This window comes from Serratia sp. TSA_105.2, from assembly GCF_052692115.1.
In genome coordinates this window covers 40,627-52,637 of record NZ_JBQZFT010000004.1, presented here as the reverse complement: position 1 = coordinate 52,637, position 12,011 = coordinate 40,627, and the positions used below count along the sequence as shown (strand labels likewise).

Genomic DNA, 12,011 nt, shown 5'->3' with positions numbered 1-12,011 from the left:
AAAAAATAAGGATCATGAGGTTAAAGTTTCACTAGCAACTGTTAGCGAACTATTAATTTTTCGCGTTACTAGCTGTATACTCATTTTCGTGAACTGAATCACAGTTCGTTGGAACTGATAAAAGAATACGATGAGGTGAGATGATGAAAATTAAAACTACCGTTGCAACCCTGAGCGTTCTGTCCATGCTTTCATTTGGTGCATTCGCAGCACAATCTGTTGACGCGAATCAGGCCGCAAAACTGCAGCCGGCCGGTGTGATCACCGTGAGCGGCGTCGCCGCTGCGCCTTCCGACATTCGCCAGGCGCTGTCCGACAAAGCTGACGCCAAAGGGGCGACCGCTTACCGCGTGATCGAAGCCCGCAATGAAGGCAACTTCCACGCAACCGCTGAAATCTACAAATAAGTACCGGCATTACCCGGCAACGGGCAATACATCTCTGGAATCAAATGCTGTCGTAACGGCCTTCAAGAATAAAAATCGCTGCCAAGCCCTTCCAGGCTGTTATGACCAAGGATCGCTATCATGAACATGAAAACTACTCTTGCTGCACTCGGTCTGCTGTCTGTCATCTCCTTCGGCGCGTCTGCCGCCCAGTTGGTGACTAACGATCAGACCGCCAACCTGCAATCTATCGGCACCATTACCGTCAGCGGCATCGACGGCGCGCCGACCGACATTCGCCAGGCGCTGTCGGAGAAAGCCGACGCTAAAGGCGCGACCGCCTACCGCGTGATCGAAGCGCGTAATGAAGGCAACTACCACGCCACCGCCGAGATTTACAAATAACAACTCTGGGAACGGCTTTGCAGAGCTGATTACCCTCGTCACTGCCACTGCCGAGTTCTGACGCAAACGCCGATTTCCCAGAGACCCTCTCGTCGTCCTATCCGACGAACCCCGTTGCCCTCGCTCGCGATGGCTTTTTTATGGGCGTAAAAAAGGCCGCGAACGCGGCCCTTGATGTGGTTGCGCGATCAGTAGGTGACTTTCGGTTCCTGCTTTTTCGCCAGCGCGTCCAGCAGACGATCGTGAATACCGCCGAAACCGCCGTTGCTCATCACCAGAATGTGATCGCCCGGCTGTGCGGTTTTCACCACCATGTCCACCAGCGTGTCGAGATCCGCGCTCCAGTGCGCCGGCTGCACGCAGGCATCCGCCACCTCCGCCACCTGCCACGGAATGTGGTGCGGCTGGAACAGGAACACTTCGTCGGCGCGGCCGAGCGAAGGTGCCAGATCGTTTTTGCTGATGCCCATTTTCATGGTGTTGGAGCGCGGTTCCAGCACCGCCAGAATGCGCGCCGTGCCGCCTACCTTGCCACGCAACGCGGCCAGAGTGGCGAGGATCGCCGTCGGGTGGTGTGCGAAGTCGTCGTAAACCGTGACGCCGTTGGCTTCGCCACGCAGTTCCAGGCGGCGGCGGGCGTTGATGAAATCGCCCAACGCGCGGCAGGCATCCGCCGGCTGCACGCCAACATGACGGGTGGCGGCGATGGCCATCAGGCCGTTATGCATATTGTGCTCGCCCACCAGCGCCCAGTTCACTTCACCGACCTGTTCGCCGTCGAGGAACACCGCGTAATGGCTGGCGTCCGGCGTCAGCTTCTGCGCGCGCCAGGTACCCTCTTCCCCCACCAGCTCCTGCTCGCTCCAGCAGCCCATCGCCATCACCTGCTTCAGGTGGCTGTCGTTGTCCGGCAGGATGATTTTGCCTTTGCCCGGCACCAGACGCACCAGGTGGTGGAACTGTTTCTGGATGGCTTTCAGATCGTCGAAGATATCGGCGTGGTCGAACTCCAGGTTATTCATGATCAGCGTGCGCGGGCTGTAATGCACGAATTTGGAGCGCTTGTCGAAGAACGCGCAGTCATATTCGTCGGCCTCGATCACGAAGAACGGGCTGCCGCCGAGGCGGGCCGAAACGTCGAAGTTGCCCGGCACGCCGCCGATGACGAAGCCGGGCTGGTAACCGCAGGCCTCGAGGATCCAGGTCGCCATGCCGGCGGTGGTGGTTTTGCCGTGGGTGCCGGCGACCGCCAGTACCCAGCGATCGCGCAACACGGCGTCGTGCAGCCACTGTGGGCCGGAAACGTAAGGGATGCCACGTTCCAGTACCGCCTCCACGCACGGGTTGCCGCGCGTCATGGCGTTGCCGATGATCACCAGATCCGGCGCCGGATCCAGCTGGGCTGGATCATAACCCTGAATAAGATCGATCCCCTGGTTCTCCAGCAGCGTGCTCATCGGCGGATAGACGTTGGCGTCCGAACCGGTGACGTCATGCCCCAGTGAGCGCGCCAGCATCGCCAGCCCGCCCATAAAGGTGCCACAGATCCCAAGAATGTGAATGCGCATAGGTTTCTCATGTGAGTGCATCGAATGTCGGCATATTCTACCGCTCAGAATCGTCCAGAAGAAATGGATTTGCCTATGAATAGCGCGCATCTTTGGGCTACACTGCACGCGAAAACGTTGGCGGTTTGTTAACAGGCCGCTATCCATCCGTAGATTCAGGGATTGTGTCATGAAAACGTTAGGCGAATTTATCGTCGAGAAACAGCACGACTTCTCTCACGCCACCGGCGAGCTGACCGCGTTACTTTCTGCAATTAAACTGGGCGCCAAAATCATCCACCGCGACATCAATAAGGCCGGCCTGGTTGATATTCTGGGAACCAGCGGGGTGTCCAACGTACAGGGCGAAGTTCAGATGAAACTGGACCTGTACGCGAACGAAAAACTGAAAGCGGCGTTGAAAGCACGTGGTGAAGTTGCGGGTATCGCTTCCGAAGAAGAAGATGAAATCGTGATATTCGACGGCGAGCGAGCTGAAAATGCCAAATATGTCGTTTTGATGGACCCGTTGGACGGTTCGTCCAACATCGATGTCAACGTCTCGGTCGGTACGATTTTCTCTATCTACCGTCGCATCACGCCGGTCGGCACGCCGGTGACCGAAGAAGACTTCCTGCAGCCTGGCAGCGCCCAGGTCGCAGCGGGTTATGTGGTTTACGGTTCGTCCACCATGCTGGTGTACACCACCGGTTACGGCGTCCACGCCTTCACTTACGATCCGTCTCTGGGCGTGTTCTGCCTCTCCCACGAGAAAGTGCGTTTCCCGGCGAGCGGCAACATGTATTCCATCAACGAAGGCAACTACATCAAGTTCCCTCTCGGCGTGAAGAAATACATCAAGTACTGCCAGGAGCAGGATGAAGCGACGCAGCGCCCTTACACCTCGCGCTACATCGGTTCTCTGGTGGCGGACTTCCACCGCAACCTGCTGAAAGGCGGCATCTACATCTACCCAAGCACCGCCAGCCATCCGCAAGGCAAGCTGCGCCTGCTGTACGAATGCAACCCGATGGCGTTCCTGGCCGAACAGGCCGGCGGTAAGGCCAGCGACGGCAAAAACCGCATTCTGGACATCACGCCGGTGAAACTGCACCAGCGTGCGCCATTCTTCGTCGGCACCAAGTCGATGGTAGAAGACGCGGAACGCTTCATCGCCGAAAACCCGGACGAGTAACGCGTTCTTTGCAAGGGTTCGGCGCCGCGCCGAACCCTTATCACCTTACAGCTTGAACGCCGCCATGCTCTGCGCCAACAGCTGAGCCTGATCTTCCAGCGAGCGCGTTGCCGCCGCCGACTCTTCCACCAGCGCCGCATTCTGCTGCGCCACCTGATCCATCTGCGCCACCGCCAGGTTCACCTGTTCGATACCGCTGCTTTGTTCGCGCGTCGCCGCCGAGATCTCACGCATCAACGCCGTCACCCGGCCCACTTCGCCGGTAATGCCGCTCATGGTCTGCGCCGCCGACTCCACCATCTGCTCGCCTTCCTGCACCCGGTTCTGCGACGCTTCGATCAATCCTTTGATCTCTTTCGCCGACTGGGCGCTGCGCTGCGCCAGATTGCGCACTTCACCGGCCACCACCGCGAAACCGCGGCCCTGTTCGCCGGCGCGCGCCGCTTCCACCGCCGCGTTCAGCGCCAGGATATTGGTCTGGAAGGCGATGCCGTCCATCACGCTGATGATGTCGGCGATGCGGCGCGAACTGTCGGTGATCGCCTGCATCTTGCTCATCACCTGGCTGACCACGTCGCTGCCCTGGTTGGCGATATCGGATACGCTCAGCGCCAGTTGATTGGCCTGTTCGCAGTTCTCGGCGTTCATTTTCACCGTCGAAGTCAGCTGTTCCATGCTGGCGGCAGTTTCTTCCAGCGAAGCGGCCGATTCTTCGGTGCGCTGCGCCAGATGCAGGTTGCCGGCCGCCAGTTCGCGTGAACCGGTGTCGATCTGGCTGCTGGCGTCGCGCACTTTGCTGACCGAACTGGCCAACGCCTGCTGCATGCGCTGCATCGCCCGCACCAGGCGGCCCATCTCGGTATCGCCCTCGCCGCGGATCTCATGGGTCAGATCGCCGCCGGCGATGTGTTCCAGCTGCGCGATGGACTCGTCCAGCGGACGCAGAATGATCACCCGCAGCGCGAACCAGGCCAGCACCGCCAGCAGCACGCTGAGCAGGCCCGCCACCACAATCAGCGTGATCTTGGTACTGGCATTGCTTTCCGCGTCATACACCTGCTGCGCGCCGAGCTTCATGGCGAAGCTGCGGAAATCGCTGAGATCCTTTTCAAAAGCGATGCTCAACGCGGAGATTCGCGTCTCCTGAATGTGATAATACTCATCAATCTTGCCGGCCTTGATGGCGGCGGCCATCGGCTTCACACCCTGCTCCAGATAGGCGCGGTAGCTGTTTTGCAGGCGGTTGGAGAGTTCGCGGCCGCGATCGGTCACGGTGCCGACGCCGACAAAGCGCGCCATTTCCTTGTTCGACTGCTCGAGGTAACCGTAGATGCGGCCCACGGTGGCGTCGGAGACATCAGTCTGGCCGATCTCCCGTTGGCGCACCGCCAGCGAAGCGGCGGTTCGGGCGCGCAGCGTCAGGTTGGAGCTATTGGCCAGCGAGCCCAGCTCTTCGCCGAGGATCTGGTTTAAGGTATGGATCGAACGCGATCCTTCGTTAATCGCGTTGACGCCAATAACGCTGACCATGATCAGCAGCATGGTCATCAGGCTCAGCAGGGCGATCAGCCCAGCCTTCACCGTAATCTTTTTTAGCATGAGTTCTTCCCGGCTTCAGAATAGTGAGATCAGACGTAGTAGGGGTGGCAAAACGCGGAGCCAGCTTTGCTGGCTCATTATTGTTTGTTGAAGTTATCGGCAGGCGGAGGCAAAACTTCATGCCGCGGCGGGATTAATCTGGAAATTCTCCGCGCGCCGGCACGCTGGGTTTTCGACGATGAAAAGGGCAGGAAATCGCAAAAGAGTCCGCTATAATAGCCGCCACTCCATTTCTGGTTTGATGATTAAAGGAAACCGACATGAGCTTGAATCTGGTCCCTGCTGGCAAAGACCTGCCGGAAGACATCTACGTAGTAATCGAAATCCCGGCCAACGCCGATCCAATCAAATACGAAATCGACAAAGAAACCGGCGCGCTGTTCGTTGACCGTTTCATGTCCACCGCGATGTTCTACCCGTGCAACTACGGCTACATCAACCACACCCTGTCTCTGGACGGCGACCCGGTTGACGTGCTGGTTCCAACCCCATACCCGCTGCAGCCGGGCTCCGTGATCCGCTGCCGTCCGGTTGGCGTTCTGAAGATGACCGACGAAGCCGGTGAAGACGCCAAGCTGGTTGCGGTACCGCACAGCAAGCTGACCAAAGAGTACGATCACGTGAAAGACGTGAACGACCTGCCGGAACTGCTGAAAGCCCAGATCGCTCACTTCTTCGAGCACTACAAAGATCTGGAAAAAGGCAAATGGGTGAAAGTGGAAGGCTGGGCAGATGCTGCCGCGGCTAAAGCGGAAATCATCGCCTCCTTCGAACGCGCCGCCAAGAAGTAATTTCGCCGCCGTCCGATGAAAAAACACCGCTCAATGAGCGGTGTTTTTTTTCTTACTGTTCTTCGAGGCGTTTCAGCCAGTCACCGCTGATAATCCGCGGGTAACCGTCCACGCTGTGTTTATACAGGTAGATCCACGCACTCCCATAAGGCGTCTGAATCAGCTCGCGCTTATAGTCCTTGGTGTTGCTTTTCAGTTCGTCCAGCTCTGCCAGAATCGATGAGTTAATACGATACACCTCGCAATGTATCGTGCCCTCTCCAGGGATCGCCGCCGGGTAATGGCCCAGATTATAAATCTGATAGCCTTCGAGCTCGTGCTCGCCGAGCCATTGGGCGTTGGTCATCCAATGGCTGTTTCCCTGTTTGCGCCGTAAACTGCCGTAGACAATTATTCGCATCGCTAAAACTCAAACTGATAGAGCAAATCTAATGCCTGGTCGAGACCAGACACCGCTTCAAGATACAACTTAGGCATCAGGCGATAACGCAACGTCAGCGTGGCCAGCGAGTCGAAAATGCCCACCCCATATTTTACTTGTAAGCCTGGGAGGACATAGCCGCTCACGACAACCTGGGAATTGTCGCCAACCCCTTGGGTGTCCAGAGCCAAATTACTCACGCCGAATGCCTCGCCGATTTTACCCACAAGTTGACCACTTTGTGCAACCCCCATGCCGATTAACATCGAGGTCATGGCGTTGCCGTCGGCGCCGGAGCTGCTCAAGCCCTGGCCGCGCAGCAGATAAGACAAGGCTTCCTGCTGCGATTTGGCCGGATCGGAGAACACTTCCAGCTTCGGTGCATCCGCCAGGCCGGTCACGCGCACGCCGGCGGTCACATCGTCCTCGGTGGATTCCGGGTTGCGGATCGCTTCGATATTGAGCAGCGGCTGATCCGGCGGGCCAGAGAACATCAGTTGCCCTTTACGCACGATCAAATCCTGACCATAAGCATGGAAGCGACCGGAAGGGATGTCAATCTGGCCGTTGAGGCCCAGCCCTTTCTTGTCCTGCACCACTTTCAAATCGCCCTTCAGCCGGGCTTTCAGGCCGAAGGCGTCCAGCCGCACGTCGTTGCCGACGTGGATCATCAGGTTGCTGTTGATCGGGATCGAGGCGGTCTTCGGTTGAATCGGCTTCAGCTGGTCGTCCAGCATCACCTCGTCGGAAGAGACGCCCACCGCGCTTTCCGGCAGCTCCTGCACCGTGATGCGCGCCCAGGGAATGTCGACCTTGCCGTTGAGCGAGAACAGCTGCGGCGTGGCTTCAAACACCAGATCCGGCGACACGTCGATGCGGATCATCGGCGGCACCGTCACCCGCAGCTTGTCGCCCTTGGCGGCAATGCGCGCACGCCAGGCGTTGATATCGCGCCAGTCGGCGTCGCCCGCCAGATTCAGCTGGCCGCGCGTGGTGCTGAGCAACCCTTCCAGCGTCGAGGTCATGCCGTTGAAATTCACCGCCAGCCGCGCGTCGGTCATGTCGAACGGCATCCAGTGCCCCTGCACCTTCGCCCGATCCAACGCCAGGCGTCCGAACACCAGCGGCTTCTGCGCGCTGCCGCCCAGGCGCAGGTTGGCGTTCAGCATGCCCGCCGCGCTTTCGCCCTTCATCAGCGCCGGGTTGATCAGCGCCAGCGAGATATTGGTGATATTGACGTTGCCGCTAATGGTGCGCCGCACCTGCGGATCCGCCACCTGGATATTGCCGTCGAACTGGCCGTTGTTGGTCAGCTTGATCCGCCAGTCGGCCTGCGCGCGGCCGTTGTTCAGGCCGGCGTTGAGGGTCAGCGTATCGAAGGCGATCGGCAGCGCGTTGCCCTGCACCTGCTGCACCACCTTGACGCCGTTGCCGGCCAGCGTGACTTTCGCCTCCGGCAGCGCGCCGCCCGGCTTCCAGCTGACGTCGGCCCGGCCGGTGAACACGCCGCTCAGGGCGGTTTCCGGGCCAAGGAACGGCTTGATCATCGCCAGGTCGAACCGGTTGAGCACCACGCTGGCCTGGCCGCTCTGGCCGGCTTCGATGGTCTTGGGCACACACAGCTCGGCGTTCGGGTTCTGCCAACAGTGCGGCCCGACGCTGATTTTCTGCTCGGTGTTCAGGTAGTCCAGCGCGATGGCGCGCGTCAGGCGCCATTCCCCGACCGGCGTATCGAAGCGGGTGTTGTTCAGATTGCCGCGCCAGCGCTGCTGCTGACGATCGAAACTGCCCTGCAGCGCCAGCTGGCCGGAGACCGGCTTGCCGTCAATCTTCAGCTGCAGCTGGTGCTGCTTCTCGCTGCCTTTGGCGTCGAGGGTCAGCAAGCTGACCTCCAGCGCGTCCTGCTTCAGCTGTTCGACGCGTACCGCCAGCTGCCCCTGGATCTGATCCGTGGAGCGCACGTCGCCGTCAATCTTCACGCGGTTGATGCGCAACGCCTGCCACTGCAAGCCGGAAGCGGTTAAATCCGCCAGCAGCTGCGGCGCCTGCAGATTGCCGCGCAACTTCAGCAGCCCTTTGGCGGTGCCGCCCAGGCCCGGCAGCGCGCCGTCCAGACGCGGCGCGTCGATGTTGGCGTCCAGGTTCCAGCTCTTCTCGTCCAACTGTCCTTTGACGTTCAATTGGTTACGCCCCAGCGCCAGATCGATGCCGGGGATTTTCCACTGCCCGGCGGCGTTGCCGCTCAGCGTACCGCGCGCCGTGACCTTGTTCTGCTTCACGTTGCCGTCCAGTTGCAGCACCGGCACCTGCAGCTGCCAGCTGCCGCCGTGCAAACTGCCGCGCGTGGTGATCTTGCCGTCGAGTTTCGCCGGCCATTCCGGCCACTGCTTGGCGGTATTGATGCCGCTCAGCGTCAATTGCGAGGTCCAGCTGATGGCCTTGCTCCAGTCCACCAGCGCGGTGAGATCGGTATTGCCCTGCAGCGCCGCCAGCCGCAGGCGCTCCAGCTTGAACTGCTCGACGTTGCCTTTGCCGTCCAGCGTCAGCACCGCCGGCGGCAGATCCTGGCCTTTCAGATTGGCGCGCGTCGACAGCGCATAGTCGGTCGCCTTGCCGTTAAAGCGCAGGCGGAAATCGTTGACCTGGTACTGCGCCTCACCGCTCAGCGGCCATTTCAGCTGTTTGCTCTGCAGCGTCAGCGCCAGCGGCAGGCCGGCTTCGGCCAGCCGGGTTTGCACATCAAGCTGGGCGCCGACCGGGCCGGACAGGTTCAGCGCCACCTTCAGCTCGTCGCGCAGCCCGCCGCCGATGTTCAGCTTTACCTTTTCGCCCTTCAGCGGCTCAATGTTCAGCGCGCTATTGGCGGTCAGAGCCACCGGCCAGTCGCCGGTCAGGGTCGCCTGCCCCTGCACCGACAGCGTGCCCTGCGGCGACTTCACGTCGAAGTTGTCCAGTTGGATATGTTGATCCTGCGTGCTGGCCTGCAGCAACAGGCTCGTGATCAGCACGTCGGTATCGCCGGTCAAGCGCAACTGCTCGCCGCGGATCTCTTTGACGGTGATATCCAGCGGCAGGCGAATGTCCGGCAGATCCGGCAACAGCGGTTTGGCGAACAGCTCCTTCAGCGTTTCGCCGAGCGGCTTCTCTTCCGGCTGCGGTGCCGGCTTCGCCGCGTCGGTAACCTGTTCGCCGACCTTTTTCGCCACCTCGGCCGCCGGCTGCATCGTTTCCGGCAACGGGTTTGGCGGCGTTTTCGGCAAGGCGATCAGCAGCGAGCCGATCTTGGTCGGCATCAGCGTCAGCGCGCGCTCTTGCCACTGCGCGCCGGTGCGGAACTCGGCCAGCGAGATGGCGGTGTCGTCAACGGTGACCTTGACGTTGTTCAGCGCCAACAGGCGCAGGGTGATCGGATAAGGGGTGCTGAGATTGGTGGTCGGCTCACTGCTCTCCTCCACCGGCGCGGAGGGCGCCATCTCTTTGGTGTTCACCGCCACGTCCACATCCTGGGCGGTCAAGGCGTTGACGCACAGCGAGCTGCGCTTAAAGCAGGACAGATCAAGGGACAGATGGAACTGCCCGGCGTTGACCGTCACGCCCGGCATCTGATACTTCACGCCCTTCAGCGTCAAATCGCGCCAGCCGCCGCTGACGCCGGCGATCTCCAGCCCCGGCACCCAGCGCGCCGCGCCGTTGATGACCATATGCAAACCGGTGGTGGTACCCACCAGGAAGGCCAGACCGCCGATCAGCAACAGCAGAACGACCAGAAATCCGAGACAAATCTTTTTAACCAGGCTCATAGTTCAGGCCCCAAACCGATGTAGAACTGCATCCCGTGGGTGTCCTTGTCTCCCACAGGCGCGGCGATATCCAGCTTCACCGGCCCCACCGGCGACTGCCAGCGCACGCCTACGCCGGCGCCGGTCTTGAAGTTGCTTTTCTTGATATCGTTCACCGCTTCACCGGAGTCGACGAACATCGCCCCCCACCATTTGCCGGTCACGTTGTACTGGTACTCCAGCGAGCCGGTCAGCATCTTGGAGGCGCCGGTCAGCTTGCCGTCGTCACCGCGCGGCGAGATGTCTTTGTACTTGTAGCCGCGAATGCTGCGGTCACCGCCGGCGAAGAAGCGCAGATCCGGCGGCACCTTGTCGAAGTCGTTGGTTTCTATCCAGCCCACCTGCCCACGCGCCACAAAACGATGCTTGTCGGCCAGGGTGCGGATCCAAACGTTCTGCGCCTGCATCAGCGCAAAGTCCACGCCGGAGCCCCAAGAGGTGTCGGACACGTCGATAGAGTAGCGCTGGCTGTCGCCCCAGGTCGGCATCAGGCCGCCGCGCGAGCGGGTGCGGCTGAAGCTGACGCCGGGATACAGCAGCATGGTGGTGTTGCTGACGTTACCCTGGGTAAAGTTATCCCAGCGCCAAGTCAGGTTGATCGCCCGCTGCCAGCCGCTGGAGAGATCCCAGTTGCGCGAGGCCACCACTTTGGAGGTAACGGACTTGGTGTCGTTAAGATCGACGTTCTTGAGGCCACCCTGCAGCAGGTAATACTGCTCCAGCGGGTTCTTGAGCAGCGGGATCTTGTAGGTCAGATCCAGCTGTTGCTCCGGCGCCGACACGCTGGCGCTGGTTTCCAGGCTATGCCCGCGATCGTTGAGCCAGGGCTTTTTCCAGGTGCCTTTCACCCGCGGGCCGACGTCGGTGGAGTAACCGATACCGGTTTCGACGGTGTTGCGCGTGCGCGGCGTCACCAGCGCGTCCAACGGCAAAATCTTGTTCTCTTTGGCATCGTTGAAATCAGGGGACACCACCACCGAGTTGAACCAGTTGGTGGCGGACAAACGGCGGTTCAGCTCGGCCAAATCCTCCGAACTGTAGTAATCCCCCTGATGAAAGGGCACCAGATTTTGCAGATAGTCTTCGCGGATTTGCGAACCGGTGAATTTCACCTTGCCGAAGCGGTAACGTTCGCCGCTGTTGAAATCGATATCCCAAAACGCCTTGTGCAAATCTTCGGCCACGCCGAGCTGGCTTTTGGTCATATCGGCATCGAAATAGCCTTTGCGCAGCGCCAGGCCGGTGAGCGAGCCTTTGAAACTGTCATACTTGCCGTGGTTGAGGATCTCGCCAATGGTCGGCCGGCCCTTCTTTACCAACGTCAGGTAATCCTCATCGGTTTTCGCGCCGCCTTCCAGCACGATGTTGGCGCCGGCGATACGCACCGGTTCGCCCGGATTGACCTTGGCATGCAGCACCGGGCGCGACATCCCCGGCCGGTCGTCCAGCGTAAACTCGATGGTCGGCTGGTAATAGCCGAGCGCGCGCAGCCCCTGGCGCACCGCCTCATCCACCCGCGCGCGGAAGCGGCCGTCGGTGCCGACCTCTTCAGGCGTGATCGACGACAGGCGCACCCGGACGTTTTTTTCCAACTCTCCGCTTAACCCCTCCACCTGCAACCGCACGTTCGCCGCATAGGCCGCAGGTGCCGCAAGCAACACAGATATCAAGCACATGACCGGGTACTTTGGCACGTGTTCTCCTTATTGATTTTACTTTCCTGTTATGGTGTTCGCTCCGGGGCCAGGGCAGACTCCGCGCTATCATGACGGCAGCCCTTTTCAGCTTTGTTCCGGACGCCGCCCGCCGCGCTTTGCCACCGCCGCGC

At 60.3% G+C, this 12,011-nt stretch carries 9 protein-coding genes; 4 read left to right on the top strand and 5 right to left on the bottom strand.

Annotated features, from left to right (window positions below):
• The first annotated feature begins 143 nt into the window (after window positions 1–143).
• Together yhcN (ACUTSC_RS14435) and yhcN (ACUTSC_RS14430) are read left to right on the top strand one after the other, a co-directional pair.
• Window positions 144–407 (top strand): peroxide/acid stress response protein YhcN, encoded by a 264-nt coding sequence (gene yhcN, locus ACUTSC_RS14435; RefSeq protein ID WP_197767163.1) that lies wholly within the window; start codon window positions 144–146, stop codon window positions 405–407.
• Window positions 408–527: 120 nt separating this feature from the next.
• On the top strand, window positions 528–791 hold the full coding sequence (gene yhcN, locus ACUTSC_RS14430; protein WP_025305042.1) for a peroxide/acid stress response protein YhcN: 264 nt from the start codon (window positions 528–530) through the stop codon (window positions 789–791).
• 188 nt (window positions 792–979) lie between these two features.
• Here the strand turns inward: yhcN (ACUTSC_RS14430) and mpl are convergent, their stop codons facing one another.
• Window positions 980–2,359: a UDP-N-acetylmuramate:L-alanyl-gamma-D-glutamyl-meso-diaminopimelate ligase gene (gene mpl / locus ACUTSC_RS14425; protein WP_033636810.1), complete on the bottom strand. Its 1,380-nt coding sequence runs from the start codon at window positions 2,357–2,359 to the stop codon at window positions 980–982.
• A gap of 169 nt (window positions 2,360–2,528) precedes the next feature.
• Between mpl and fbp the strand changes: the two genes are divergently transcribed.
• Complete coding sequence (fbp, locus tag ACUTSC_RS14420; RefSeq protein ID WP_004933587.1) at window positions 2,529–3,533, top strand: class 1 fructose-bisphosphatase; 1,005 nt, start codon at window positions 2,529–2,531, stop codon at window positions 3,531–3,533.
• Between the two features lie 45 nt (window positions 3,534–3,578).
• On the opposite strand, the gene ACUTSC_RS14415 is transcribed toward fbp, so the two are convergent.
• A complete protein-coding gene (locus ACUTSC_RS14415; RefSeq protein ID WP_197767101.1) occupies window positions 3,579–5,132 on the bottom strand; it encodes a methyl-accepting chemotaxis protein in 1,554 nt (517 codons plus the stop codon).
• Between the two features lie 260 nt (window positions 5,133–5,392).
• On the opposite strand from ACUTSC_RS14415, the gene ppa reads away from it, so the two are divergent.
• A complete protein-coding gene (gene ppa, locus ACUTSC_RS14410; RefSeq protein ID WP_004933594.1) occupies window positions 5,393–5,923 on the top strand; it encodes an inorganic diphosphatase in 531 nt (176 codons plus the stop codon).
• A gap of 52 nt (window positions 5,924–5,975) precedes the next feature.
• Here ppa and ACUTSC_RS14405 read toward each other — a convergent pair whose 3' ends face one another.
• From ACUTSC_RS14405 to tamA, 3 genes are read right to left on the bottom strand one after another with little or no spacing between them, the layout of a single operon-like run.
• The gene (locus ACUTSC_RS14405) at window positions 5,976–6,323 is read right to left on the bottom strand and encodes a gamma-glutamylcyclotransferase family protein (RefSeq protein ID WP_052210577.1); all 348 of its coding nucleotides are present in this window, start codon (window positions 6,321–6,323) and stop codon (window positions 5,976–5,978) included.
• Window positions 6,324–6,325: 2 nt separating this feature from the next.
• Window positions 6,326–10,144: an autotransporter assembly complex protein TamB gene (gene tamB, locus ACUTSC_RS14400; RefSeq protein ID WP_443003548.1), complete on the bottom strand. Its 3,819-nt coding sequence runs from the start codon at window positions 10,142–10,144 to the stop codon at window positions 6,326–6,328.
• Window positions 10,141–11,859, bottom strand: coding sequence for an autotransporter assembly complex protein TamA (gene tamA / locus ACUTSC_RS14395; protein ID WP_197767164.1), 1,719 nt, complete (start codon window positions 11,857–11,859; stop codon window positions 10,141–10,143). Before tamA ends, tamB begins: the two co-directional genes overlap by 4 nt.
• Window positions 11,860–12,011 lie beyond the last annotated feature (152 nt).